This is a genomic window from Bacteroides sp. K03, assembly GCF_019734355.1.
Lineage (GTDB): Bacteria > Bacteroidota > Bacteroidia > Bacteroidales > Bacteroidaceae > Bacteroides > Bacteroides nordii.
The window spans coordinates 16940-43879 of record NZ_JAASHC010000037.1; the positions used below are offsets into that span (position 1 = coordinate 16940).

The following is a 26940-nucleotide window of genomic DNA, read 5'->3' on the forward strand; positions in this document are numbered from 1 at the left end:
AAAACTCACCACAGAGTAACACAGAGTTCCACAGAGTAGTATTTCTCTGATTGAAACGCGGATTAACACAAATGAACGCAGATTAAAAGACTGTAGTTCTTTATCATATATTTGTTTCCCTTTGTGAAAATCTGCGTTAATCCGCGTTTCATCAAAGATTTAAACTCTGTGGAACTCTGTGTTACTCTGTGGTGAAATACACTCAAATCCGTTCGAATAGTAATCACCGCTTGGCGTACTTCCCTGTGCGGGAAGCACCTCTTTTGCATGCTTCATACATTGCAATATGTTTTCTTCATTTCCGCAGAATGGACCTGATTTTTCTATTTTCAGTGTAGACATTGCTGCGGCAAAGCGTCCGGCTTCTTCGATACTTGCTCCTGCAACCCGCTGGTACAGGTAGCCAATTGTATATGTATCGCCGCATCCGGTGGCATCTGTCACTACATTTGGCTTGTATGCCGGAATCTGATAAAAGGTTTTTCCGTCGAAGATAACCGAACCCATGCTACCAAATGTGAGCAGAACTTCTTTTACTCCCCATTCGTGGAGTCTGTGGGCAGCTTCTGTTACATTGTCATATCCGGTTAATACTTCCATTTCGTGTTCATTTACTTTCAGGAAATGTACGTATTTCAGTGCTTCCCTTTTATTGGCCCAATCCACCGGATAGACGTGTGTATCGCGTACCTCACGCAGGTATCCTTGAGAATCAATAGCAACCAGCCCTTTACCGGCAAGATGTTTGATGACATCTATCGAAAAATCATCAGCCAGCAAAGACCCCAGATGAAAAATATCCGCTTCGATGTTCTCAAGTTGTTGTACGGTGAATGGATCTGCTTTGGCGAGTACTCTTTGGGTACGTTCATCCTGATTTTCGCCATATATGTTTTCGAAGTAAACGGAATATTTGCTGGGAAGGGTGGTTACATCAATACCGGCATCACGCATTTTGTCTATAACGTTCAGCTCACTGTCTCCTACTGCAGTAACCAATTTATAATCAACATCGTTCAGATGCCGGATAGCATATGAACAGTAATAAGCAGTTCCTCCTGGCATGAATACCGTGGATTGAGGCGTTACTACCTTATCTAAAGTGATGTGTCCGATGCAACAAAGAGTATGTTTCTTCATTTTAATCTTTGGTTAAATGAAAAAGCCTTCAAGAGTAGTTCTTGAAGGCTTTTTAGTGTTTGTGCGGCTGAAGGGACTCGAACCCCCACGTCGCGAGACACCAGATCCTAAGTCTGGCGCGGCTACCAATTACGCCACAGCCGCAAAATCCGTGACTAATTTTTTCTTTAGCGGTGCAAAGATAGATATATTTTTTGTTTTGCCAAACGAAAGATGAATAAAAGTGTTTATTTTAGTAATTTCCGTGCTTCTTCTATAATCGTATCGAGTCCATTGACTTCATCTTTGTAGTTTATATCTACTTTTACATCCGGATCAATTCCCCACTCAATGTGGTTCATGTTTTTGTCAAAGTGCGGGCTGGCAGAAAAACGGATCGTCCAGCCATTAGGGAGTTCGGATGAAAAAGGCATGCCTGATCCTCCTCCGGTTTTATCACCTACGATTGTTACATTAGGAAGACATCTCATATGATTTACGAAATCGTTGGTAGCACTGTATGAATGCCGATTGGTGAGTACGGCTACTTTCTTTTGCCAGCGAATACCTTTGGCAGGTTCCAGATAGATAGCATATGGTTTTGAGAAGTCATTGTGTCCTGGACCTGTTTTATGACAGATATACCCTGTTAGTATTTTCTTTTCTGTAAATCTCGAAGCTATTTTTGCCGAGTTTGTTGCATTCCCTCCGGAATTTTGGCGGACATCAATAATGAGTCCTTTGCAGTTAGAAAGATAAGAGAAAACCCTGTCTAAATCATTATTATCAATACCTTCGGAAAATTTTTCATAATAGATATAACCTATTTTATCGTTCAGTATTTTATATTTGAAACCGGCTGTCTGTTGATAGTTTTGCCCCAGATAATAGTTGCTTTCTATCGTTGCTTCACTAAAATTACGTGGTGAGTCAAGCCAGAAGTCAAAGTGGGTTTGATTGTCAGTAGAAGTTAAGTTGACATGTCCGTCCTGGAGTTCGTACAACATATCGCTGAGTACCTGAAAGAGATCCCGGTCATCCATTTCCGGCTCAATAAATTTACGTTTCCTTTCTCCGATTTTTTTCCAGTCTATGCCTTTATAGTCCAGAAAGCAATATCGCTCGTCGATGATTTTCCAGAGTTGTTCAAAGTTTCCTGCTGGGTCATTGGTGTACTCTTCTTCCCCGATGCAGGCGGTTAACCCACTCAGGCAACAGAATATAAGCACAACTTTAATCCACCAGTTTCTCATCTTTCCATTTACAATTTACAAATTACAATTGTCTACGCTATCACTCTGCATAGTACTTCTCCCCTTTCCATTCTCCCTTTAATACGCTCTTATTGAAGCCGGCAATGGTGTTCCGTTTTTGTTACGGATCAGATACAGGTCTTTTACGAATCCTACCATGAATACGTGTGAATATGTATGTGTCCGGATATCATTAACATCCGATTGCTGTAAATCTGCTATATAACTGAAGCGCATCTTTGCATAGCGAATCGGGAAGTCTATGGATAACATTTGTCTCATGGAGGGTTGGTTGTGTAGTGAAGTAAATTGTACTACTCCGCTGGAATTACCCAATGTGAATATTTCGTAATAAGATTGACCGTAGTGAGGTGAAAACATAACTCCTATTACCGGCACATTGACTTGATAGCGAAATGTGAGTGGATAATTTTTTATTTTAGCATGCCAGATTGCCATGCCGGAAGCGTCGAGATTGAGAAATGCCCGTGCTGATGCCGGGTTATTGGTATTGCGCAGATTGTATACAAACCCTCCGTTAATGTCTGCCAAAGCACCTGCCAGCAGTTTAAAGTTTTCTGTGATACGGAATTGGTAATGCAATCCATAATTCCAATTCACTAATCCGGCAAAGGTATTATTGTTATCTACCCGGTTATGTGTATATCCAATGTTTGCCTGAAAAAAGTTTTGTACGGATACTTTTCCATTAAGTAACTTAGTCATACGCATTGTTTCCCGTGAGATACGAAAGTCGATACCTTTATATTCCTGTGGCGACAGATAGGTGTCGAATATATTGGTATAACCTATTCCGTACATAGTGGCACGGGTCACATAGCGGTTGGCTTGCAACGAATCTACCTGAGCATACAGTCCATGGCAGAGAGCCAGCAGACAATATCCGGTTAGACCAATCTTTAACAGTATCTTCTTTTTCATTGACAAACCTTTATTTAGTTGAAAATTGAAAATGGAAAGTTGAAAATGGGAACCGATTTTATGACAAGGTATAATACAGTTGCCCTCATTTTCAACTTTCAACTTTCAATTTTCCATTATTCAAACAGCTTCATCTGTCCAGTCATCTCGTCCAGAATATCCCCTTCACTTTTGCCGTGATCCGGATCGAGAATCTCTTTTTCCTCCTCTGTCTCCTCTTCTTCTTTAGGGGCGGGAGGTTCAGGGAAGCGTGTCGGTTCCAGTTCGTTGATCGTTTCTACCGTATAAGTAGTGATACGTTTACCTTTTGCCTTAAAGCCTTTGACAGCTATAAATTCATCGGCATCTATCACCATCGGATCTCGGAAACTGTCATGACCGCTAAAGATGACTTCCAGACGTGGATAATATTCATCAGTCAACAGAATCAGTTGATTCGCTTTATTTTCTCCCAGATAATTTTGTTTGCGGGAGGCACTTTCAAAGCAGAAACGTTTCAGATATGGATAGTTCTGCTGATCAGCGTCGTATAATACGGCTGTCCAAACTTTGTTGGAATCAAACTTCTCAACGATACTTACATTGTTTTCGTAATGGTTGCTCACATCGAAGTTTGTTGTATAGAACTCGCCTGTATTGAGAACTACCAGGATAGAGTCGTCGCTCTGGAACTCTCCCAGATATTCACCTCGTCCGTCATAGTTGAGGCGTAGTACATCCCGGTCGAACCAGACTTTACGTCCCCCAAGCGTAGAACCTCCGCGTTGCTTTAAGGCTATCTTGTGTACCGGCAGACGAGTCAGAATAACTCCCTGTGCCTGGCGACTCTTAATACCAATCTCGCTGAAATCCCGTTCGAAGATGATGCGACGTACGCGTGGGTTCGGTTTCAACGTTACTTTTATGATCTCGGCTTCTCCGTTAGGGTTTGCACTGAAATAAGTGATCCGTGATTCGGGAGTACCTTGTGTTACGTCATATTCGCGATCCCGTACGATGGAGGTTACGGCAAAACGTTTTATATAGGTTGTTCCCTCTTTTCCGTCGCGGTAAGTTACATTATAGATCGTTCGTTTATCATTCTTCTTGAATACATTGACATACAGTATGTTTTTACCTACGAACTTTTTGTCGGCTACAGGAGTGATCATATATTTACCATCTCTGTAGAAGATGATTACGTCGTCTATATCCGAACAGCAGGCTACGAATTCATCCTTCTTTAGTGCTGTGCCGATAAATCCTTCTTCTCGGTTGATGTATAGCTTTTCGTTAGCTTCCACCACTTTGGTTGCTTCGATGGTATCAAAGTTACGTAGTTCTGTACGGCGAGGGAAATTCTTACCATATTTTTCTTTCAACATCTGGTACCAGCTAATAGTGTATTCTACGATATTGGCCAGATGATTGTCTATTTCGGCAATCTCCGATTTCATCTTAGCAATATTTTCCTCTGCTTTGTCTGAGTTGAACTTTAGGATACGTCCCATTTTGATTTCCATCAGTTTCAGGATGTCTTCCTTGGTTACTTCCCGTACGAATTGCGGATAGAAAGGAGTTAATCGGTTATCAATATGTTCGCACGCAGCATCCATATCTTTGGATTGTTCAAACTCTTTATCCTTATAAATACGTTCTTCAATAAATATCTTTTCGAGTGAAGCAAAGTGGAGGCTTTCCTGTAACTCACCTTTGTGTATTTCAAGCTCCTGACGAAGAAGGTCGAGTGTATTGTCCGCCGACTTTCTTAGTACATCACTGATAGCCAGAAAGTGTGGTTTATTATCATCGATTACACAGCAGTTGGGTGATATGCTTACTTCACAATCGGTAAAAGCATACAACGCATCAATGGTTTTGTCCGATGAAGTTCCTGCTGCCAGGTGTACCAATATCTCTACGTTGGCAGAGGTGTTATCATCTACTTTGCGTACTTTGATTTTCCCTTTATCTACGGCTTTCAGAATGGAATCGATTACTGTTGTAGTGGTTCTTCCATAAGGAATTTCCGTAATCGCTAATGTTTTGTTATCAATCTTATTGATTTTGGCACGTATCTTCACAGAACCACCCCGTTCGCCGTCATTATACTTGGATACGTCTATAGAGCCTCCTGTTTGAAAGTCCGGGTAGAGTTTAAAGCTTTCTCCATGCAGATAACTGATAGATGCGTCACACAATTCATTGAAGTTGTGTGGCAATATTTTAGAAGAAAGTCCTACTGCGATACCTTCTACTCCCTGTGCCAATAGTAGCGGAAATTTAACAGGTAAAGTAATAGGCTCTTTGTTTCGTCCGTCGTAAGACAACTTCCATTCCGTTGTTTTTGGGTTGAATACTACGTCGAGTGCGAATTTAGAGAGACGGGCTTCGATATAACGTGGAGCAGCTGCACCGTCACCGGTGAGAATGTTACCCCAGTTACCCTGACAATCCACTAGCAAATCTTTTTGCCCCAGCTGTACCAGTGCATCTCCGATAGAAGCATCTCCGTGTGGGTGAAACTGCATGGTATGTCCCACGATGTTTGCCACTTTGTTGTAACGTCCGTCATCCAGTCTCCTCATGGAGTGTAGTATACGGCGTTGTACAGGCTTCAGTCCATCATTGATATGGGGGACGGCACGTTCCAGAATAACATACGAAGCATAGTCCAGAAACCAGTTCTGGTACATACCTGTGAGTTGATGTTTTACGCTTTCGTTGTGGGAGTCCGCCGGCTTATAGTCTGAATGTTCTTCCGTTATCTCGTTGATTTCGTCACTCATATGGTTAATATTCCTCTTGTTTTAACAACAAATTATCTTTTTTACATCATTATAGAACGATGTGCACGCAAAAATACGAATTTTCTCCAAAAAAATCATTTACTTTGCGAATTATTTCCGAGTGTGATTTACAGGCAGATATCGGAATCGTAAATTGTAAATGATTAAATTGTAAATAAAACAATGGCACAAGAAGACGTTTTTAAGAAATTGGTATCACATTGCAAAGAGTATGGTTTTGTATTTCCTTCAAGTGATATTTACGACGGACTGGGAGCTGTATACGACTACGGCCAGATGGGAGTTGAACTCAAAAATAATATTAAGAAATACTGGTGGGACAGCATGGTATTGCTGCACGAGAATATTGTCGGCATTGACTCTGCAATCTTTATGCACCCCACTATCTGGAAGGCTTCCGGACACGTTGATGCATTCAATGACCCGTTGATTGATAACAAAGATTCTAAAAAACGCTATCGTGCAGACGTACTTATCGAAGACCAATTGGCTAAGTACGACGATAAAATGAATAAAGAAGTAGCTAAGGCTGCTAAAAAGTTTGGTGATGCTTTTGATGAGGCACAGTTCCGCAGTACAAATGGCCGTGTCCTTGAACATCAGGCTAAGCGTGATGCGCTTCATACCCGTTTTGCAAAAGCATTAAACGATGGTAATCTTGACGAACTCCGTCAGATAATTATTGACGAAGAAATCGTTTGTCCTATTTCCGGTACTAAGAACTGGACAGAAGTCCGTCAGTTCAACCTGATGTTCTCTACTGATATGGGATCTACTTCGGAAGGTGCAATGAAAATATACCTTCGTCCGGAAACAGCACAAGGTATTTTCGTGAACTACCTCAATGTACAGAAAACCGGTCGTATGAAAATACCTTTTGGTATTGCACAGATTGGTAAAGCTTTCCGTAATGAGATCGTAGCCCGTCAGTTCATTTTCCGCATGCGCGAATTCGAACAGATGGAGATGCAGTTCTTTGTAAAGCCGGGTACTGAACTGGAGTGGTTCCCAAAATGGAAAGAAATGCGTTTGAAATGGCATAAAGCACTTGGTTTCGGTGATGATCATTATCGTTTCCACGACCATGATAAGCTGGCTCACTACGCTAATGCCGCTACAGATATCGAATTCCTTATGCCGTTTGGTTTCAAAGAAGTAGAAGGTATACATTCACGTACTAATTTCGACCTTAGCCAGCATGAGAAATTCTCCGGAAAGAGTATCAAATACTTCGATCCTGAACTAAATGAGTCATACACTCCGTACGTTATCGAAACTTCTATCGGTGTGGATCGTATGTTCCTCAGTATCATGAGTGCTGCTTATTGCGAAGAGCAACTCGAAAACGGTGAAAGCCGCGTGGTATTGAAACTTCCTGCAGCTCTTGCTCCGGTGAAGTTGGCCGTAATGCCTTTGATAAAGAAAGACGGACTGCCCGAAAAGGCCCGCGAGATTATTGATAGTCTTAAGTTCCACTTCCATTGTCAGTATGACGAGAAAGACAGTATCGGAAAACGTTATCGTCGTCAGGATGCCATTGGTACTCCATATTGTGTAACGGTTGACCATCAAACGCTGGAAGATAACTGTGTGACTTTGCGTAATCGCGATACCATGCAGCAGGAACGTGTAGCGATCTCTGAATTGAACAATATCATTGCTGACAGAGTAAGCATCACTTCGCTTTTGAAAACTTTACAATAAATCCTTGACGAATGAATAAGAAAATCTATTTATTACCAATCCTATTGCTAGCACTTGTCTTTACTTCTTGTGAAGAAACGAAAGAAGTGAGCAGATATGATAATTGGCAGGCACGAAATGAGGCGTTTATCGACTCTTTGTATAATGTTTATACTACGGAGGCCGATCATGGTGGATTGGATAGCATTCATCTTATGTCTGCTCCGGGTGCCTGTATCTTTTATAAGGAGCTGAAACCGATAACGAATGATCCAAAGTTAAATCCGAATCCGACAAATCTGGATGAGGTTATCGAAGGATATGTTTCTCAAGATATGCAACCTTTTTATACAGATAGTGTATATATGTATTATAAAGGTACTTTAATTATCGGAGACCGATTTGATGGATTCAAAGGTGCAAACCCTACAGCCTTTGACTCTCCGAAGAAATTCAAAGTAACAGGTGTAATTACTGGTTGGACTGAGATGCTTCAGCGTATGAAAGTAGGAGAGCGAAGGTTAGTTTACATACCTTGGAACTATGGTTATGGTTCCAGTGGTAGTGGTAGCATTTTAGGGTATTCCACATTGATTTTTGATATGCAGTTGTATAGTATCGAAAATCGTAGTTCGAATTCGCTGTCGACCTTGGCTGTAGAAGAATAGATTTCTATATATAAAGGAAGTAGCCTGTTTCTCATAGTGATGAGGGACAGGTTTTTTTTGTTGATAAACGAAGCTTTAGGCTTTTATAGAAGAGTTTTTATGGAAACAGGTAATCATACTTGTCATACCTTACTTCAGGACGACTGTAGGAAAAAACGGTGAATTTTTGATTTCTCTTAATTGGAAAGAGTTTACTATAGAGTGTTATTTGTCCGATTTTTAATGATAAGGTTCAGTGTGGCTTCGTAACTCAAATCTGTACAGCATAGAGTCTTGTTCTGATTTGATAAAAAAGGGTTATAGTGAAAGAAAATTAGTGATAGATGTTTTACGGCATATTTCCTAACTTTTCTTAGGAGTAGTATGTTATATTTAATAGAATACACCCTTGATGTAATCTGCATTACATGTATTCACTGTAATTATTTCTATTTTTATATCGTACTTAAATATGAATGCCCATGAAAGAACTCATCAACCATCTGGAAGAATTAAACAGAAAAGCAGAAAACGGCGGCGGAGATGCTCGGATTGAGAAACAGCACTCAGTAGGAAAGCTGACAGCCCGTGAACGCATCGATTTACTTTTGGAGAAAGGATCGTTTATCGAATTGGATAAACTTGTGACGCATCGTTGTACCGACTTTGGTATGGAGAAACAGAAGATACCAGGGGATGGGGTAGTTACCGGTTACGGTATGATAGGCAAACGATTGGTTTATGTTTTTGCTCAGGACTTCACAGTGTTCGGAGGGGCACTTTCGGAGACGTATGCCAAAAAGATCTGCAAGGTGATGGATATGGCCATGCAGATGGGTGCCCCGATAATCGGGCTCAATGATTCCGGGGGTGCCCGTATTCAGGAAGGGGTTCGTTCGCTGGCAGGATACGCTGAAATCTTTCTTCGTAACTCGATGGCATCGGGGGTAATACCGCAAATCAGTGCCATCATGGGCCCATGTGCCGGTGGTGCTGTGTATTCTCCGGCTCTGACCGATTTTATCCTGATGGTGAAGAATTCCGGTTATATGTTCATTACCGGACCGGACGTAGTGAGGAGTGTGACACAGGAAGAGGTGAGTAAAGAAGAATTGGGTGGAGCTGCTGTACATACTTCTATATCCGGTGTAGCACATCTGGCTGCTGAAAATGATATTGAATGTATCAATTATATTCGTGAATTAATCTCCTTCCTGCCCGGAAATAATATGGAAGAACCTCCATTTGTTGCTACTTCCGATTCGCCCACGCGGCTCACACCAGAGCTTTCTATGCTGGTACCTACCAATCCGAATCAACCCTATAATATAAAGGAGATGATCGAGGCAGTAGCCGATGACAATAGTTTCTTTGAACTTCAGGCAGAGTATGCGGCGAATATTGTCATTGGTTATATTCGTCTGAATGGGAAAACTGTGGGAGTGGTGGCTAACCAACCGCTGGTACTTGCCGGTACATTGGATATTGATGCTTCTGTCAAGGCGGCTCGTTTTGTCCGCTTCTGCGATGCTTTCAATATTCCGCTACTGACTTTGGTGGACGTACCGGGTTTCTTGCCGGGAGTTGACCAGGAATATGGTGGCATTATTCGTAACGGTGCCAAGTTGCTATATGCTTATTGTGAGGCTACCGTACCTAAGGTGACGGTTATCACACGCAAAGCTTATGGTGGTGCCTATGATGTAATGAGCTCCAAACATATCCGGGGAGATGTGAACTTTGCTTTTCCTACGGCCGAGATTGCCGTGATGGGGCCGGATGGGGCTGTGAATATTCTGTTCCGTAAAGAAATAGACAAAGCAGGAGATCCTGAAGAGAAACGAAAAGAGCTTCAGACTGAATATCGCGAGAAATTTGCAAATCCTTATCGGGCTGCCGAACTCGGTTATGTGGATGAAGTGATTGATCCGGCTATTACTCGTATGCGGTTGATCCGTAGTTTTGAGATGTTAGCTAATAAACGCCAGTCCAATCCACCCAAAAAGCATTCTAATTTACCGCTTTAATATTGTAGGAGGAAACATATTATGATAAAAAAAATATTAGTAGCCAACCGTGGTGAGATTGCTATGCGTATTTTCCGTACCTGCCGGGTGATGAATATTGCTACGGTAGCGATTTACACACGGGTAGACCGTGGAGCGTTGCATGTGCGTTACGCCGAAGAAGCCTATTGCATTTCTGATTCACCGGAGGATACCTCTTATTTGAAACCGGAAAAGATTCTGGAAATAGCCAAAAAGACTGGGGCTGCCATTCATCCGGGCTATGGTTTCTTGTCGGAGAATGCTGATTTTGCCCGTCGTTGTGAGGAAGAAGGAGTGATTTTTATTGGTCCGAGTGCTGATATAATTGCCCGGATGGGTATTAAGACGGAGGCGCGGAAGATCATGAGAGAAGCTGGCCTACCCATTGTTCCGGGCACAGAACAGCCGGTTCAGGGCATTGCCGAAGCTAAAAAGGTAGCAGCAGAAGTCGGTTATCCGATTATGCTGAAAGCATTGGCAGGTGGTGGCGGAAAGGGAATGCGACTGGTGCGTTCCGAAGAAGAGGTTGAGATGGCTCTTCGTCTGTCCCAATCCGAAGCCGGAACTTCATTTGGAAACGATGCGGTTTATATAGAGAAGTATATCGAAAATCCCCATCATATCGAAGTGCAGATATTGGGTGATAAATATGGGAATGTAATTCATCTGTATGAACGTGAATGCTCCATTCAACGACGAAACCAAAAGGTAATAGAAGAGTCTCCTTCTCCTTTTGTGAAAGAGGAGACGCGGAAACGGATGTTGAAGGTGGCTGTAGAGGCTTGCAGGAAAATAGGATATTACAGTGCCGGGACTTTGGAGTTTATGATGGATAAAGACCAGAACTTCTATTTTCTTGAAATGAATACCCGGCTTCAGGTAGAACATCCGGTAACGGAAGAATGTACCGGTGTTGATCTTGTACGTGATATGATTCTTGTTGCTGCCGGCAATCGCTTGCCTTATCATCAGGAAGATATTGAGTTTAGAGGCGCGGCCATCGAATGTCGTATTTATGCCGAAGATCCGGAAAATAACTTTATGCCGTCGCCGGGAGTCATTACGGTACGTGAAGCTCCCGAAGGACGTAACGTTCGCCTGGATAGTGCCGCCTATGCCGGATTTGAGGTGTCATTGCATTATGATCCGATGATTGCCAAGCTCTGTTGCTGGGGAAGAAACCGTGCTTCTGCCATATCAAATATGGCCCGTGCTTTGCGGGAGTATAAGATACTGGGTATTAAAACCACCATTCCGTTCCATCAGCGTGTCTTGAAGAATGCCGCTTTTCTGAAAGGGGAGTATGATACTACGTTTATTGATACTCGGTTTGACAAGGAAGATTTGAAACGGCGTCAGAATACCGATCCTACCGTAGCTGTAATTGCAGCTGCGCTGAAGCATTTTGAGAAGGAAAAAGAGGCAGCGTCGAGGGCTACTACTCTTCCGGTGGTAGGAGAATCCCTTTGGAAATATTATGGTAAACTGCAGATGACTGCCAATAACTATTAAAAACATCAGAGATTATGAGTACAACATTAGCAACCTATTATGCCCGGCTTCTGGATATGCCCGACAATGAGTATAAAGTTGAGATTCTTGAAGATGGCCCTGTGAAGAAAATAGCTGTCAATGGAAAAGTGTATGAGGTGGATTATAACCTTGGCGGTGATTCCATTCATTCTATAATCATTGATCATCATTCTCATGGAGTGCAGATTTCGTCTTCCAATTCTACATATACTATCATGAACAAAGGAGAACTTTATCAGATAGAACTGAAAGGCGAAATGGAAAAGATACACAATTCCCGTAATGCTGCCGAATCTGTGGGGCGTCAAGTAGTTCAGGCGCCAATGCCCGGAGTGATATTGAAAACATATGTAAAGAAGGGAGATGTAGTGCAGCGAGGAGACCCGCTTTGCGTACTGGTAGCTATGAAGATGGAAAACGAAATCCGTTCGCTAACGGACGGTATAGTCAAAGAGATCTTTGTAGAAGATACGGCAAAAGTAGGGTTGAACGACCGTATTATGGTGATTGAGTAATAATGTGCCAATATGCTAATGTGCCAATGCCTTTCGGCAGTACAGCGCAGCATATTGGCAAATTAGTATATTGGTACATTATTAAAAATAATTTCTTTCATATGTAATGTAGATTACACATTTATTAGCTTTTATTTTGCTCCTTTGCACAAGTAAAGAGAATATGGGTTCTGTTAACCGGCCGGTAGTATACTTAATATTTAGTGTCTTATGAAAATAAAAGAGATTATTCATTGGCTACTTCCTTCCAGGCGCTGGAAGATGGTAGCCATTGCCTTGTCCGGTCTGATTATCGGGGGAGGGTTGTTTTTCTTGTATATGCTCCGGGCGCATACCTATCTGGGCGACGACCCGGCCGCTTGCGTCAATTGCCATATCATGGGACCCTATTATGCTACTTGGATGCACAGTTCTCACGGACGGGATGCTACGTGTAATGATTGTCATGTACCTCATGAGAATCCGGTAAAAAAGTGGGCGTTCAAGGGCATGGATGGTATGCGTCATGTTGCGGTGTTTCTCACTCGTGGCGAACATCAGGTAATAAAAGCAAATGATGAAAGTGCAGAAGTAATCATGAACAATTGTATCCGTTGTCATACACAGCTCAATACCGAGTTTGTGTCTACCGGGCGTATCAATTATATGATGTCTCAGGTAGGAGAAGGAAAGGCCTGCTGGGATTGTCATCGTGATGTGGCACATGGGCAAAACAGCCTTTCTACTACCTCGGATGCACTGGTTCCTTATCCGGAATCGCCAGTGCCGGAATGGCTTCGTAAAATGATAAATAAATAAATTCATAAATAGATCTGTCAATTATCCTGTTTTCAATTGCTGTATGAATAGCATTGGTACATTTGGCTTATTGGCACATTAGCACATTATCAATATGGAAAAGAAATTAAAGGCATGGCAAGGATGGCTGTTGTTTGGTGGAGCAATGGTTGTTGTATTCGTTTTGGGACTGGTGGTCTCTTCATTAATGGAACGCCGGGCAGAGATAGTCAGTGTATTCAACAACAAACGGGTAGAGATTAAAGGTATCGAGGCTCGTAATGAGGTTTTCGGAGAGAATTATCCCCGGCAATACGACACATGGAAACAAACTGCGCAGACTGATTTTGAAAGCGAATTTAATGGTAGTGAAGCAGTAGATGTACTTGAAAAACGTCCTGAAATGGTGGTTCTTTGGGCTGGATATGCTTTCTCTAAAGATTATACAACTCCACGTGGACATATGCATGCCATTGAAGACATCACCCGAAGTCTTCGTACCGGTGCCCCGATGGATCCTCACAGTGGTCCGCAGCCTTCTACTTGCTGGACTTGTAAAAGCCCGGATGTACCCCGTATGATGGAAGCGCTTGGTGTTGACTCTTTTTACAATAACAAGTGGGCTGCTTTTGGCAATGAGATTGTAAATCCCATTGGTTGTGCCGATTGTCATGAACCGGAGAATATGAAGCTACACATCAGCCGTCCGGCGTTGCGTGAGGCATTTGCCCGTCAGGGAAAAGACATTGATAAGGCTACCCCGCAGGAGATGCGTTCATTGGTATGTGCACAGTGCCATGTGGAATATTACTTCAAGGGTGACGGTAAGTATCTGACTTTCCCCTGGGACAAAGGCTTCACAGTGGAAGATATGGAGGCATACTATGATGAGGCTGATTTTGCCGATTATACACACGCGCTGAGCAAAGCACGTATCCTCAAAGCACAACATCCCGACTATGAGATTTCTCAGATGGGTATCCATGCACAACGTGGCGTATCATGTGCTGATTGCCATATGCCGTATAAGAGTGAAGGGGGAATGAAGTTCAGCGATCATCATATACAAAGCCCGTTAGCGATGATTGATCGTACTTGTCAGGTGTGTCATCGCGAGAGTGAAGAAACACTTCGTAATAATGTATACGACCGTCAGCGTAAAGCAAATGAAATCCGTAACCGTCTGGAACAAGAATTGGCAAAAGCTCATATCGAAGCTAAGTTTGCATGGGATAAGGGGGCTACAGACCTGCAGATGCAGGAGGCACTGAAGCTGATTCGTCAGGCACAATGGAGATGGGACTTTGGAGTCGCTTCACACGGGGGTTCTTTCCATGCTCCGCAGGAAATTCAACGTATTCTGGGTCATGGCTTGGACAAAGCTTTGCAGGCGCGTTTAGCTATTTCTAAGGTTTTGGCTAATAATGGATTTACAGGTGAAGTACCAATGCCGGATATTTCTACCAAGGCCAAAGCACAGGAATACATCGGTCTTGACATGAAGAAAGAACATGAGAATAAAGATAAATTCCTGAAAGAAGTTGTTCCGCAATGGCTGAAAGAGGCAAAGGCTAACGGGCGCTTAATTAGTTGAGAGTTGAAGGTTGCTACGCAGTGTAAGTAACTGACTCTCCACTGTATAATAACTAACTTTTAACTAAGTAATACATTACAATTAAATGCTTATTTAGCAGGTTATTATTGAAACGCAAATAAACGCAGGTTTTCTGTAAGGAATATTGTTTTCAAGCATAATGCAGCAATCTAATTCGCGAAAATCTGCGTTTATTTGCGTTTCAATAAATATTAATCAGCAGTATATTCATACTGCATAGTAACTTTCAACTTTTAACTCTCAACTTTCAACTTAAAAAAGATGTGGCAAAAACCATGGGGATATAAAGAAGGGTTTGCTGTTTGCGGTGGGCTCTTTCTTGTGGGTACTCTCTGGCAGGTAGCGCTCGGAAAGTGTACGCTTTCTTTGCTCGCCTGGCCGGTGAATATTTATGCGGGAGTAGTCTATGTACTTCTGTTACTTGTATTGTATATTTTCTTTCGTAAGTACTACTTTGTTCGTTGGATGAGCAGTTATCAGGCAGCTGTCAGCGCTATGATTTCTTTAGTGGTGATAACGGTTATTATGGGGTTTACCCGTCAGTACCGTCCGGAAGTTGCCGTTACAGGAATTGAAGGTTGGCTGGGATTCTCGCAGATGCTTTCCGCTTGCTCTTTTGTATTACTCTTCTTCTGGTTTGTTACATTGCTGGGGATGGTCATTCTCCGGCGGATCCATCACTTTAAAGTACGTGATATTCCTTTTCTGTTTAATCATCTCGGATTATTTTTAGCTCTGACCGGTGCTGTGTTGGGAAGTGCCGATATGCAACGGCTTGAAATGACTACTCAAACGGGTAAGGCAGAATGGCGGGCGTTTAATAAACAAAAAGAGATGCTGGAATTGCCATTGGCGATAGAGCTGCATGATTTCACTATTGATGAATATCCACCCAAACTTATGTTGATAGACAATGAATCGGGAAAAGCACTTCCGGCAGGACAACCGGTGAATGTGCTGATAGAAGATGATTTCAGCAAAGGAGAATTGCAGGATTGGGAAATTGAGGTAACGGAAAAGTTGCCCATGGCGGCCAGCGTAGCTACCGAAGACACCGTTCGGTTTGTAGAGTTTCATTCAATGGGGGCAGCGTGTGCAATCTACGTGAAAGCTCAAAATACAATGAGTGGTGAGCAGCGTGAAGGGTGGGTGAGTTGCGGTAGCTTTATGTTTCCGTACAAAGCGCTTCGCTTGAATCAGAAAGTAAGTCTTATTATGCCCGAACGCGAACCGAAACGTTTTGCATCCGAAGTAACCGTTTATACACAATCCGGAGAAAAGGCAGAAGCCACGATTGAAGTAAATCGACCTTTTGAAATAGAGGGCTGGAAAATATATCAATTGAGTTATGACGAGTCGAAAGGACGTTGGAGTGATATCAGCGTGTTCGAGTTGGTTAGTGATCCCTGGTTGCCTGTGGTTTATACGGGCATATGGATGATGATAGCCGGTGCTGTCTGTATGTTTGCATTGTCACACAAAAGAAAGGAGGAGAAAGTATGAGTTGGGATCTTTTCGGATGGTTTGCTGCTGTGTCTCTTTGTCTTTGGGGCTTTGGAGCTCTCACTGCCTGGAAAGGTAAGTCAATGGGTTGGGTACTGGGACCTACATTGGCAGGATTGCTTGTCTTTTTTACCTTTATCCTTGGGATGTGGATTTCATTGGAGCGTCCACCCATGCGTACAATGGGGGAGACCCGTTTGTGGTATTCCTTTTTCTTACCATTGGCAGGTATCATCACTTATGTTCGCTGGCGCTATAAGTGGATACTCAGTTTCAGCTTTGTATTGTCACTGGTGTTTATCTGCGTCAATCTTTTTAAGCCTGAAATTCATAATAAGACACTGATGCCTGCTTTGCAAAGTCCCTGGTTTGCACCGCATGTCATCGTATATATGTTTGCTTATGCCATGCTTGGGGCAGCCACGGTAATGGCAGTTTATCTGTTATGGATAAAGAAGAAACCGGCAGCCGAACGGGAAATGGAACTTTGTGATGATCTGGTGTATGTGGGGCTCTCGTTTATGACCCTGGGGATGCTTTTCGGTGCTTTGTGGGCTAAAGAGGCATGGGGACACTACTGGAGTTGGGACCCAAAAGAGACGTGGGCAGCTGCCACATGGATAGGTTATCTGTGTTATATTCACTTCCGACTTCATCAACGCAGGAGCCATCGCAAGGCACTCGCCGGATTATTGGTTTGTTTTCTTTTACTTCAAATGTGTTGGTATGGCATCAATTATTTGCCTTCGGCACAGGGAACGAGTGTACATACTTATAATTTAAACTAATATTGTATGAAACTGACTGCTATTATTTTAACCGGATTAGTACTGTGCTCTTCTGTTGTCTGTGCACAGGAAGAGAAGAACGAGTTTAGTATTGATGCACAACTGCGTGCCCGCGGTGAATATCGCAATGGCGTACTTAGTCCGCGTGATGACGGACAGTTGCCTGCCTTTTTTATAAACAATCGTGCCCGTTTTTCACTTGGATACAAGCGGGATCGTCTGCAAATGAAGCTTTCTGCCCAGCATGTAGGTGTATGGGGACAGGACCCTCAGATAGATAAGAACGGACGATTTATTCTCCATGAGGCATGGGCAAAGCTGGACTTAGGGAAAGGTATCTTCGCACAGTTGGGACGCCAGTCATTGGTATATGATGATGAACGTTTGCTGGGTAGTCTCGATTGGAATGTGGCGGGACGTTTTCATGATGCATTGAAGTTGGGATACGAAGCCGGGAAGCACAAAATGCACCTTGTCCTCGCTTTCAATCAGAATGATGAAAAAACGATAGGTGGCAACTATTATGATCCTTCTAAAGCACAGCCTTATAAAACCATGCAGACTTTATGGTATAACGGTCAGTGGGCTAAGAATTTCAATGCCTCTTTGCTTTTCATGAATGTAGGCTATGAGACCGGAACGCCCGAAAAAGGAAAAACGAATTATATGCCTACCACCGGAACTTATCTCACCTATACTCCAGGTAACTGGACGTTAAACGGAAGTGCATACTATCAGTTTGGTAAACGGAAAGTGGGCGATGAGGTGAAGAAGGTTTCAGCCTATATGTTCGGTGTGAAAGCGGGATATAAAATCAATCAGCAATGGTCCGTCAGCATATTGACCGATTATCTGAGCGGTGATCCGGAAAGTAGTAAGGCGTCTACATTCGATCCGCTTTATGGCACTCATCATAAGTTTTATGGTGGTATGGATTACTTCTATGCTTCTGCTTACAATAAAGGTTTGTGGGACAAGCAGCTGAGTGTTGACTTTAAACCCACTTCCCGTTGGGCCCTGTCACTAAATTATCATCACTTTTCTACTACTTATGACGTAACAGTAGAGGGAGATGAAGGACGTAGTCTCGGATCAGAATTCGACCTGCAGGTAGATTACACAGTGATGAAGGATGTGAAACTGACGGTTGGTTACTCAACCATGCTCGGGACGAAATACATGGATGTGGTGAAAGGTGGTAGCCATGATGCCTGGCAAGACTGGGGATGGGTCTCCCTCAATATCAACCCACGTATTTTCTTTGCTAAATGGTAGGACTGTAACGGAAAAAGAACTATTTTTGTCACAAACCAAAGAGAAGCACTGTGGTAAAAATCGATTTTACAGATGAGTATAAACAACTGCTGTGGCAGATACCTCTTTTCCGGGACTTAGATGTGAATGTAAAACATCGTCTAATGGACGAACTTGAATTTACATTGTACAAGGTATCCCGTAAAGAGGTGGTGCTGCAACAAGATACGCGTTGCAATCATTTGTATGTGCTGCTGAAAGGCGAGCTGGAGGTTAATATCATCGATGTAGCCGGCAATCTGGTAAAGGTAGAAGAGATCATCGCACCCCGCGCCTTTGCTACTCCGCATCTGTTTGGCGAAAACAATATTCTGCCTGCCACCTTTACCGTAAGTAAAGATTCTATTCTTCTGATGGCCACCCGTACTTCGGTTTTCAAACTGATAAGTTCCGTGCCACAGTTACTCCATAGTTTTCTTTGTGTGACAGGCAACTGCAATAAATGTACCGTTACCCGTTTGCGTATCCTCTCTTATAAGAACCTTCGCAGTCGTTTCGTTTATTATCTCATGGAGCATCGCACCTCTGCCAATATCGCTTTATTGGAGCATAACCAGGTACAACTGGCAGATTATTTAGGAGTAACCCGTCCTGCCCTGTCAAAAGAGATCAATAAGATGATAAAGGAGGGGCTTATCTCAGTAGACAAGAGAGAGGTTACCTTGTTGAATGCGCAAGGATTGAAGGAGTATATTTAAAGATATTTCTTCAACTTCCTACTCCATATCTGATACCCTTCTTCCGTCAGATGTAATCCGTCTGTCGTCAGTTCCTTTCGTAGAATATTTGTTCCCTTTTCTGCAAAGAGAGGGAATAAGTTGATAAATGGTATTTTCCGGGAAGTAGCGAGCGTTTCCAGTTTTCGGTTAATTTCCGGTACGATGTCTGTTTTACCGATCATTGTTTTGTATTTACATACGGATTCATTGATAGGGAGCAGGCTTTGCAGATATAGTTTGGTATCGGGTGATTCTCTCTGTATTCTGTCTATCAGGAGGGTAATTAGAGTCACGACACTGTCTGCTGTGAGGTCATGTGATACATCATTGATGCCTATCAATAAAAAGAGCTTTGCCGGATGCCCGGGGAGAATCTGGTGCAGACGGTCGTATACACCCATTGCTTCGTCTCCGATGATGCCCCGGTTACGTACATGTTTCTTTTTTAGTCGTACTCCCCAGTCTTTGCCACCTTCGGTGAGGCTATTGCCCAGCATGACGATATCTTTGGGGCTGATGGCCGGCTCATCTTCAAATTCGAGAAAGCGTTTGTAGTAATGTTTAGTATATGTCCGTTCGGTAGGGTAGATAGAAGCAGCAACGGCGTTGGCTACCAGTGAACGAAGCCGGGTTACTTTACCTTTGTCATCCGGATGTACGCTGTTGGTCAGCAGAATAACGGCAGTGTCATTGTCGGGATCAATGGTTATGGAAGTACCTGTATATCCAGTATGTCCGTAGGTGTTTGGTCCAAACAGATCACCGTTATTAGATGCATATGGAGAAAAGAGATCCCATCCTAATGCGCGTTCCAGACCGGGGATATGCCGGGGAATACTTCTCATTGTTTTTACTCCTAATGGACTGAGGATACGATGTCCATTATATTCTCCGTTGTTGAGTAACATTGCAGCGAGTATAGCCAGGTCATTGGCATCGGAGAAAACACCTGCATTACCCGAGACACCTGCGTTCATGATACGTGCCAACGGATCGTGAACAATTCCTTTGAGGATACTGCCGTCCTTTTGCTTTTCGGTAGGAGCACACCGTTCCAATGTTTCTCCGGTAGGACAATAATCGGTATGTTGCATACCCAACGGATCAAAAATATGCGTTTTTGCAAAATCACGCAGGCTTTGTCCACTGACTGTTTCAATGACATGTTGCAGGGCAATATAGTTGAGGCAGCTGTATTGGAAGTCTGTCCCCGGCTTGAAATTAGTTTTGCAACCGGAAATGTATTCTATGAGCCCTTTAGGATTCGGAGCGCCATATTTAGCCGTTAATTCCTTAACTGGAGCGTAAGGTGGGAGTCCGGAAGTGTGTGTCATGAGGTCGGCGATACGGATATCTTCGGAGAATTCCGGAATATAGAGATTGACACGGTCTGTAAGCCGGAGTTGACCGCGTTCAATGAGAATCATGGCACTGATAGCGGTTGACATGGCTTTGCTCACGGAAGCCATGTCAAATACGGTATTGACATTCATCGGTTCTGTATCAGGGAGCAGTTGCTTATTTCCATAGGCTTTCAGATAAGCCAACTTGCCATGGCGTACGATGGCAAGTACAGCACCGGGAATTTCTTTGTTGTTTATAGCTGTTTCAATAGCTTTATCAGCATATGTAAGTTGACGGGAGTTCATACCTGTTTGTTCGGGAGCTACGCGTTGTAACGGTTGCCCCAAGGCCTGGAAAGAGAGAAAGAATAGGCTCAATATTAGGAAGGATGTTTTCATATGAATACGTAGTTTAGATAAAGTTGGATAAGATAAGGGTGGTATTATTGAAACGCGGATTTATCCGGATTTTCGCAAAAAGAAACAGATGTAAAAGAAGGAATTACCGTCTTTAATTCTGCGTTAATTCGCATAAATCCGCGTTTTATCAGATAAAAGTAATACTCTATGAAACTTTGTGGCCTCTGTGGTGAACTAAGTTTTGTTTATTGTCCCGCTTTGTAAGCGTCTACGGCTTTTTTTACCGAACCATGCATCAGCAACAGGGCTTTTGCCTGATCATAATCCAACCCAAGTTCTTCAATGATCATACGTGTGCCACGGTCTACCAGTTTCTGATTGCTGAGCTGCATGTTAACCATTTTGTTACCTTTCACACGTCCCAGCTGAATCATTACAGAGGTAGTGATCATGTTCAGGATCATTTTTTGTCCTGTACCCGATTTCATACGTGAACTTCCTGTCACATACTCCGGTCCTACAATCATCTCAATAGGAACATCGGCTTCTGCTGCCATGGGTGAATCGGGGTTACTGGTGATGCATCCGGTTAGAATCCCGTGTTCGCGCGCAGCATGCATGGCTCCGATGACGTAAGGAGTGGTACCCGACGCAGCAATACCGATAACCGTGTCTTTATCATTGATGTTATGTTCCATCAATTCTTCCCAGCCACGGGTTGTATTATCTTCGGCATTTTCTACAGGGTTACGAAGGGCTGTGTCTCCACCGGCAATCAGTCCGATGACCAATGTGGGAGGCATACCGAAGGTTGGAGGTATTTCCGAAGCGTCAAGTACTCCCAGGCGTCCGCTTGTTCCGGCACCCATATAGAATATACGTCCTCCCTGCTTCATGCGAGGCACGATCTGGCTTACCAGTTTCTCTATTTGCGGAATGGCCTTTTGTGTGGCAAGCGCTACTTTCTGGTCTTCCGTATTGATATCTTCCAGTATTTCCCGGATAGACTTTTTCTCTAAATCGTTGTAGAGCGAAGGTTGCTCTGATATTTTGATAAACATTGGGTAAATTATGATTTATGAATTATGAAATGTCATCAGGCCTTGCATGGGGCTTTTGACGATAACTCCTATTTGTACTCCCAGTTCTTGGGCGGCTTCGTGTAATACCTCCTGATAATGGTAGGCAACGGAGCCGATAAAATGTGCCGGATAATTCTGATAATCATACTGCATCACGTTACGTTTCAGGAAAGCCTTGAAACTGCCAAGAACGAGTGCATGCACAGATGGCTCGTGAATGTTCTCTGCCAGAAACGGAGAAAGGCTTGCCAGGAAACGGTTTGGGAACGGCTGACGATATACGCGGTCGATAATTTCGGGAGGTGTCAGGCCGGTTTTTTTCATAAACTTTTCTTTCAATTCCGGTGTCATCTGGTTTTTCAGAATGTCGCCTATCAGAAGTTTTCCTAATACAGCACCACTACCTTCGTCTCCCAAAATGAATCCTAACGGGGAAACATTGTTCACAATCTTTTCGCCGTCATAGAAACAGGAGTTCGAACCGGTTCCTAAAATACAGGCGATGCCCGGTTTGTGTCCACACAAACTACGGGTGACAGCCAGCATATCCGTATTGACTTCAATGCCATTCTTGACGTTCAGATGGAGAGAGAGTGCATTGTGCATCATTGGCACCTTGTCCGGCACACATCCTGCTCCATAAAAGTAAACAGCGTCGAGCGCATTGGTTTCCAGGTGGGGGAGTAGTGCAGTAGCTATCTCATTCCCTATTTCTTCCTCTGATTGAAAGAAAGGATTCATACCTTTCGTTACTATCTGTCGGACGAGTTGTCCTTGTCCTACAACGCACCAATCGGTCTTTGTAGAACCACTATCTGCTATTAATATCATATCTTTATATATATTTTTTTCTTATACAATAGGTAACCGATACTCCAGTTGAGTATCACAAATAGAAGGGCGAATGCTAATGAGCCGGGGTAATCGCCCAATAGAGGCTGAAGAATACCGCTATAGATGTAACCATGCAGGCTGGTTGTTGCTCCATCCAGTGTAACTCGTATGCTGCCCAATAAGATAGAAAGTACAGCTGCCAGTACATAGATAAAGAGTGGATTTACGCCAAACGATTCAAAGAACCGGCTCCACGATTTATAGCCTTTTACATCGATAATCCAAATAAGTAATGCCAGGAAACTGGAACCCAGTCCGCAAGTGACAATGGCGAAAGTAGGCGACCATATTTTCTTATTGATCGGACAGCCGTAGCTGAGCAGGAATCCTAAAAAAGTAAGAATTGTTCCGATAAGGAACAGGCGTTCGAGCTTTTCGTTGATGTCCTTTACTTCCATTAGCAGTTTGCCAACGCAGAAACCTATCAGCACGTGTGCAATGGCCGGGATAGTACTTAACAGTCCTTCGGGATCAATACCGTTATCCTTGTACATATGTGCTTCACCAAGCACAGCACGGTCAACGACGGAAAGTATGTTCGTGTCGTTATATTCGAACCCATTACCAGTGATAAGCAGGATAAAATAACCTGCCAACAAAGTTACAATCAGATAGGGGATATATTTGTGCTTCATCGTTAAAGCGATGATAGCAGTTGCGCCATAGCACAGTGCTAAGCGCTGCATCACTCCTAAAATACGAATATGATCGAAGGTCCAGACTGATTGCCCAAGCCGTGATAAAAAAGAGATTTCTTCACCGGAAAGAGAATTCCAGGTGCGGCAAAACATAGAGAACCAGGCAATACCCAGACCAATGGCAAAGATGACGATGGTGCGTTTAAGAATCTTCAGGGCGGCTGAGTGACTGAATTCAAAGTTATACTTCCGCAGGGAAATGTAAGTAGATATTCCCATGATAAACATGAAAAAAGGGAATACAAGATCGGTTGGTGTTAAACCATTCCACTTAGCGTGTCCTAACGGGGCGTAGACGTATGACCACGAACCGGGGTTGTTCACCATAATCATTCCCGCTATGGTGATACCTCTTAATATGTCGAGGGCTAAGAGGCGTTTGCTGGTTGTTTTATTCATTTCTAATGGCTTTATGTGTTAAGTTTATATTTGGGGTTAACGGGCTTTAGTACATTCGTCTACCAGATAGGCGATAGACACATAGGCAATACCTGTGTTGGTAGCCAGGCCAATTTCGCAGGTACGACTATTGGAATATCCGGTTTGTATTCCCGCCTTTTCCAATTGCGGACGCAACTTGCGTAAAGCATAACTGTTGACTTCCGGGTGGGTGAAACCTTTGTCTCCGGCAAAACCGCAACAACCTACCTCTTCGGGTATGACGACTTGTGTGGAACAGAGCCGTGCCAGGGAAAGCAGGGTGTCTGCCAATCCCATTCTACGCATAGAGCAAGTGATATGAACAGCTACCGGACGGTTGATGGGGGTGAATTCCAGTTTATCACGTAAAAAGACATAGATGAATTCTGCTGGTTCATACAACTTCATTTTCTTTATGGTTTCACGCATACGGTGAAGGCAAGGGCTCTGGTCGCACAATACCGGATATTTTCCATTTTCGGAAGCCTCCCATAAAGAAGCTTCCAGCTCTGCTGATTTTCGGTCGGCAATATCCGGCATGCCTTTGCTCTCCCAAATCGTACCGCAACACAGTTTCTCCATATCTTTAGGAAAGATGACTTCGTAACCCGCTTTTTGCAGGAGGGATAACATCTTATCTACGAGAGGTTGGCTTTCACGTGATTTACCGGGTAACCCCATTGTCTGGTTGATACAACTGGGAAAATAAACAACCTTATTTAATTGAAAATTGAAAGTTGAAAATTGAAAATTAGCTGCGCTATCGCCCTGCATATTCTTTCCCTTCTCCATTCTCCCCTCTCCCTTCTCCCTTCTCTTATAGCTTTTAGGCATAGCCGGAGTCCATTGTGGGACACCCAAGACATTGTGCATCCCTTTGGTGAGGGAAGTCATAGCAGAAGTTCCTAATACGGAATGGGCTGCATTTGCGAGGGTTAACATCGGACGCAGACAGCTTTTTATACCGGCAAAATGATTGGCGGCAAAGTTTCCTACAGAGTAGCCAAAGCTATTTTGCGGAAGCTCTTCCTGACGGATGTCGTGCGTCAGGTCACCTGTGTTGATACCCATAGGACAGGACATTGAACAAAGGCCGTCTCCGGCGCAAGTCTGGTTCCCGGGGTAGCGGTATTGTTTTTGTAGAGTGGCGAGGCGTTCGGGATCATTACCGTTTTGTTTCAGCCTGGATATCTCACGGCGTAATACAATGCGTTGACGTGAAGAAAGGGTAAAACCACAAGTCAGGCAATTGACTTCACAAAAACCACACTCGATGCATTTGTCTACATGTGGATTCGTGAGTGGTAACGGCTTGAAGTTTTTGATATGGCACAGCGGGTCATCATTAAAGATAACACCGGGGTTTAGCAGATTTTGCGGATCGAAAAGCGTTTTTATCGCTTTCATAATCTCATAAGCTTTTTCACCCCATTCGTATTTTACGAACGGTGCCATATTACGTCCCGTACCGTGTTCGGCCTTTAGTGAACCGTCGTATTTATCCACCACTAATGTTTTGACATCATTCATTAGTTCTTCGTAGCGTTTTACTTCGGCATCGGTACTGAAAGACTGATTAATGATGAAATGATAGTTACCTTCGAGGGCATGTCCGTAAATACAGGCGTCATCATATCCATGGCGTGCAATGAGTTGCTGCAACTCAGCTGTTGCCTCGGGTAAGTCTTCTATGTGGAAGGCTACGTCCTCGATGAGGCAGGTTGTTCCCGGTTGACGGGTTCCTCCCACAGAGGGGAAGATCCCCGAACGAATGGCCCAGTATTTGGAGTATTCTTCCGGTTTATCTGTAAAACGAACCGGTATATAAGTATTGAAGGATGCTAAAGTCTCTTCTATGGCAGTTATGTTTTGAGCAAGTTCTTCTTTGCTATGTGCTTTAGTTTCTGTAAGTACAGCTGTTAGTCCCTCACCAGTCGAATCGTTGACGGATGCCAGAGATTTCCAATCAAGCAGTTCGGCACCTTTCACAATCCATTCACCTTTTTCGTTGGTGAGTTTCTTCATTGCCACCACCGCCCGGCATGCTTCTTTGATGTCGCTGAAATAGAGCATTGCACTGGCTTTGTGAGGATAATCATACTCCGTTTTCATAGTTACCTCTGAGAGGAAAGCCAATGTACCTTCCGAACCTACCATTAAATGTGTGATAATATCAAACGGGTCATCGAAGGCGATGAACGGTAGTAGATTTAATCCGGTGACGTTTTTAATAGAGTATTTGTAACGAATGCGTGCGCTCAACTCTTCATCTGTACGAATCAGGTCGCGTAGTGTCTGAATTTGTGTAATGAATCCGGCATGTCTCAACAGGAACTCTTGTTTGCTGATATCACTGCCGGTATCCAGTATCGTTCCGTCCACAAACACAATGCGTGCCGACAATAACATTTTGTCACTATTGGCATGTGTACCACAATTCATACCCGAAGCATTGTTCATTACGATACCGCCGACCATGGCACTTTTTACAGAGGCCGGGTCGGGAGCAAACTTACGTCCGAAGGGCTGTAACAGTTCATTAACACGTTGTCCGATAATACCGGGCTGGAGGGTTATTTGTTCGTAATCGGAGGAAATACTGTATTTCTCCCAGTGTTTTCCTGCCACTATAAGGATAGAGTCACTGATGGCTTGCCCTGATAAACTGGTCCCCGCTGCACGGAAAGTTACCGGCAACAGATGACGGGTTGCCGCACATAATAAATCCGAAACCTCCTGCTCATTGGCGGAGCGGATTACAATTTGGGGAATGAGGCGATAAAAACCTGCATCCGTTCCCCATGCCAACCGGCGAAGTTCGTCAGTATAAATTCTTTCTTGCGGGATGAATTGTGAAATCTCCTGCAAAAATGCCAAGTGCTTACTTCCTTTATTCAT

Annotated in this window: 19 protein-coding genes, 1 tRNA gene and 1 pseudogene; 11 read left to right on the forward strand and 10 right to left on the reverse strand. The window is 43.4% G+C overall.

All coding sequences use genetic code 11. The features are described from left to right. Positions 1–255 precede the first annotated feature (255 nt). From HCG69_RS18300 to HCG69_RS18320, 5 genes and pseudogenes are all read right to left on the reverse strand, one after another. Positions 256–1140: pseudogene (locus HCG69_RS18300) on the reverse strand (PfkB family carbohydrate kinase); the annotation flags it as partial. Between the two features lie 62 nt (positions 1141–1202). Then, a tRNA-Leu gene (locus tag HCG69_RS18305) sits at positions 1203–1284 on the reverse strand. 83 nt (positions 1285–1367) lie between these two features. Continuing rightward, positions 1368–2372, reverse strand: coding sequence for a S41 family peptidase (locus tag HCG69_RS18310; RefSeq protein WP_221651218.1), 1005 nt, complete (start codon positions 2370–2372; stop codon positions 1368–1370). Positions 2373–2450: 78 nt separating this feature from the next. Then, entirely contained in the window at positions 2451–3314 is an 864-nt protein-coding gene (locus tag HCG69_RS18315) for a DUF3316 domain-containing protein (RefSeq protein WP_221651219.1), read from the reverse strand. A 116-nt stretch (positions 3315–3430) separates the two neighbouring features. Next, positions 3431–6082 carry a DNA gyrase/topoisomerase IV subunit A gene (locus tag HCG69_RS18320; protein ID WP_221651220.1) on the reverse strand — a complete coding sequence of 884 codons (2652 nt, stop codon included), beginning with the start codon at positions 6080–6082 and terminating at the stop codon, positions 3431–3433. 183 nt (positions 6083–6265) lie between these two features. Here HCG69_RS18320 and HCG69_RS18325 point away from each other — a divergent pair, with 183 nt between their 5' ends. The 11 genes from HCG69_RS18325 (at position 6266) to HCG69_RS18375 (ending at position 19224) form a co-directional block, all read left to right on the forward strand. Next, positions 6266–7807 carry a glycine--tRNA ligase gene (locus HCG69_RS18325; protein WP_002558859.1) on the forward strand — a complete coding sequence of 514 codons (1542 nt, stop codon included), beginning with the start codon at positions 6266–6268 and terminating at the stop codon, positions 7805–7807. 11 nt (positions 7808–7818) lie between these two features. Next, entirely contained in the window at positions 7819–8454 is a 636-nt protein-coding gene (locus HCG69_RS18330; RefSeq protein WP_221651221.1) for an FKBP-type peptidyl-prolyl cis-trans isomerase, read from the forward strand. Between the two features lie 461 nt (positions 8455–8915). Further along, positions 8916–10460, forward strand: a complete 1545-nt coding sequence (locus HCG69_RS18335; protein ID WP_195348718.1) for an acyl-CoA carboxylase subunit beta — start codon at positions 8916–8918, stop codon at positions 10458–10460. Positions 10461–10481: 21 nt separating this feature from the next. Next, on the forward strand, positions 10482–11993 hold the full coding sequence (gene accC, locus HCG69_RS18340; protein ID WP_195348717.1) for an acetyl-CoA carboxylase biotin carboxylase subunit: 1512 nt from the start codon (positions 10482–10484) through the stop codon (positions 11991–11993). 14 nt (positions 11994–12007) lie between these two features. Further along, entirely contained in the window at positions 12008–12529 is a 522-nt protein-coding gene (locus tag HCG69_RS18345; protein WP_221651222.1) for a biotin/lipoyl-containing protein, read from the forward strand. Positions 12530–12739: 210 nt separating this feature from the next. Then, on the forward strand, positions 12740–13327 hold the full coding sequence (gene nrfH / locus HCG69_RS18350; RefSeq protein WP_221651223.1) for a cytochrome c nitrite reductase small subunit: 588 nt from the start codon (positions 12740–12742) through the stop codon (positions 13325–13327). A 94-nt stretch (positions 13328–13421) separates the two neighbouring features. Next, positions 13422–14900: an ammonia-forming cytochrome c nitrite reductase gene (nrfA, locus tag HCG69_RS18355; protein ID WP_221651224.1), complete on the forward strand. Its 1479-nt coding sequence runs from the start codon at positions 13422–13424 to the stop codon at positions 14898–14900. Between the two features lie 282 nt (positions 14901–15182). Further along, positions 15183–16424, forward strand: coding sequence for a cytochrome c biogenesis protein ResB (locus HCG69_RS18360; RefSeq protein WP_221651225.1), 1242 nt, complete (start codon positions 15183–15185; stop codon positions 16422–16424). Continuing rightward, positions 16421–17212 (forward strand): cytochrome c biogenesis protein, encoded by a 792-nt coding sequence (locus tag HCG69_RS18365; RefSeq protein ID WP_025867071.1) that lies wholly within the window; start codon positions 16421–16423, stop codon positions 17210–17212. The genes HCG69_RS18360 and HCG69_RS18365 overlap by 4 nt, the downstream gene beginning before the upstream one ends. Positions 17213–17218: 6 nt before the next feature. Next, complete coding sequence (locus tag HCG69_RS18370; protein WP_221651226.1) at positions 17219–18487, forward strand: alginate export family protein; 1269 nt, start codon at positions 17219–17221, stop codon at positions 18485–18487. A 50-nt stretch (positions 18488–18537) separates the two neighbouring features. Beyond that, positions 18538–19224 (forward strand): Crp/Fnr family transcriptional regulator, encoded by a 687-nt coding sequence (locus HCG69_RS18375; RefSeq protein ID WP_221651227.1) that lies wholly within the window; start codon positions 18538–18540, stop codon positions 19222–19224. On the opposite strand, the gene HCG69_RS18380 is transcribed toward HCG69_RS18375, so the two are convergent. From HCG69_RS18380 to HCG69_RS18400, 5 genes are all read right to left on the reverse strand, one after another. Continuing rightward, positions 19221–20987 carry a serine hydrolase gene (locus HCG69_RS18380; protein ID WP_221651228.1) on the reverse strand — a complete coding sequence of 589 codons (1767 nt, stop codon included), beginning with the start codon at positions 20985–20987 and terminating at the stop codon, positions 19221–19223. The genes HCG69_RS18375 and HCG69_RS18380 overlap by 4 nt on opposite strands. Positions 20988–21193: 206 nt before the next feature. Further along, complete coding sequence (gene murQ / locus HCG69_RS18385) at positions 21194–22009, reverse strand: N-acetylmuramic acid 6-phosphate etherase (protein WP_221651229.1); 816 nt, start codon at positions 22007–22009, stop codon at positions 21194–21196. A gap of 15 nt (positions 22010–22024) precedes the next feature. After that, positions 22025–22861: an ATPase gene (locus tag HCG69_RS18390; protein WP_221651230.1), complete on the reverse strand. Its 837-nt coding sequence runs from the start codon at positions 22859–22861 to the stop codon at positions 22025–22027. Then, a complete protein-coding gene (locus HCG69_RS18395) occupies positions 22858–24021 on the reverse strand; it encodes an acyltransferase family protein (protein ID WP_221651231.1) in 1164 nt (387 codons plus the stop codon). The genes HCG69_RS18390 and HCG69_RS18395 overlap by 4 nt, the downstream gene beginning before the upstream one ends. 36 nt (positions 24022–24057) lie before the next feature. Continuing rightward, a complete protein-coding gene (locus HCG69_RS18400) occupies positions 24058–26940 on the reverse strand; it encodes an FAD-binding and (Fe-S)-binding domain-containing protein (RefSeq protein WP_221651232.1) in 2883 nt (960 codons plus the stop codon).

Coding starts and splice junctions, on each gene's coding strand:
- HCG69_RS18310 (WP_221651218.1), bottom strand. CDS start 2,372: ATGAGAAACTGGTGGATTAAAGTTGTGCTTATATTCTGTTGCCTGAGT.
- HCG69_RS18315 (WP_221651219.1), bottom strand. CDS start 3,314: ATGAAAAAGAAGATACTGTTAAAGATTGGTCTAACCGGATATTGTCTG.
- HCG69_RS18320 (WP_221651220.1), bottom strand. CDS start 6,082: ATGAGTGACGAAATCAACGAGATAACGGAAGAACATTCAGACTATAAG.
- HCG69_RS18325 (WP_002558859.1), top strand. CDS start 6,266: ATGGCACAAGAAGACGTTTTTAAGAAATTGGTATCACATTGCAAAGAG.
- HCG69_RS18330 (WP_221651221.1), top strand. CDS start 7,819: ATGAATAAGAAAATCTATTTATTACCAATCCTATTGCTAGCACTTGTC.
- HCG69_RS18335 (WP_195348718.1), top strand. CDS start 8,916: ATGAAAGAACTCATCAACCATCTGGAAGAATTAAACAGAAAAGCAGAA.
- accC (WP_195348717.1), top strand. CDS start 10,482: ATGATAAAAAAAATATTAGTAGCCAACCGTGGTGAGATTGCTATGCGT.
- HCG69_RS18345 (WP_221651222.1), top strand. CDS start 12,008: ATGAGTACAACATTAGCAACCTATTATGCCCGGCTTCTGGATATGCCC.
- nrfH (WP_221651223.1), top strand. CDS start 12,740: ATGAAAATAAAAGAGATTATTCATTGGCTACTTCCTTCCAGGCGCTGG.
- nrfA (WP_221651224.1), top strand. CDS start 13,422: ATGGAAAAGAAATTAAAGGCATGGCAAGGATGGCTGTTGTTTGGTGGA.
- HCG69_RS18360 (WP_221651225.1), top strand. CDS start 15,183: ATGTGGCAAAAACCATGGGGATATAAAGAAGGGTTTGCTGTTTGCGGT.
- HCG69_RS18365 (WP_025867071.1), top strand. CDS start 16,421: ATGAGTTGGGATCTTTTCGGATGGTTTGCTGCTGTGTCTCTTTGTCTT.
- HCG69_RS18370 (WP_221651226.1), top strand. CDS start 17,219: ATGAAACTGACTGCTATTATTTTAACCGGATTAGTACTGTGCTCTTCT.
- HCG69_RS18380 (WP_221651228.1), bottom strand. CDS start 20,987: ATGAAAACATCCTTCCTAATATTGAGCCTATTCTTTCTCTCTTTCCAG.
- murQ (WP_221651229.1), bottom strand. CDS start 22,009: ATGTTTATCAAAATATCAGAGCAACCTTCGCTCTACAACGATTTAGAG.
- HCG69_RS18390 (WP_221651230.1), bottom strand. CDS start 22,861: ATGATATTAATAGCAGATAGTGGTTCTACAAAGACCGATTGGTGCGTT.
- HCG69_RS18395 (WP_221651231.1), bottom strand. CDS start 24,021: ATGAATAAAACAACCAGCAAACGCCTCTTAGCCCTCGACATATTAAGA.
- HCG69_RS18400 (WP_221651232.1), bottom strand. CDS start 26,940: ATGAATAAAGGAAGTAAGCACTTGGCATTTTTGCAGGAGATTTCACAA.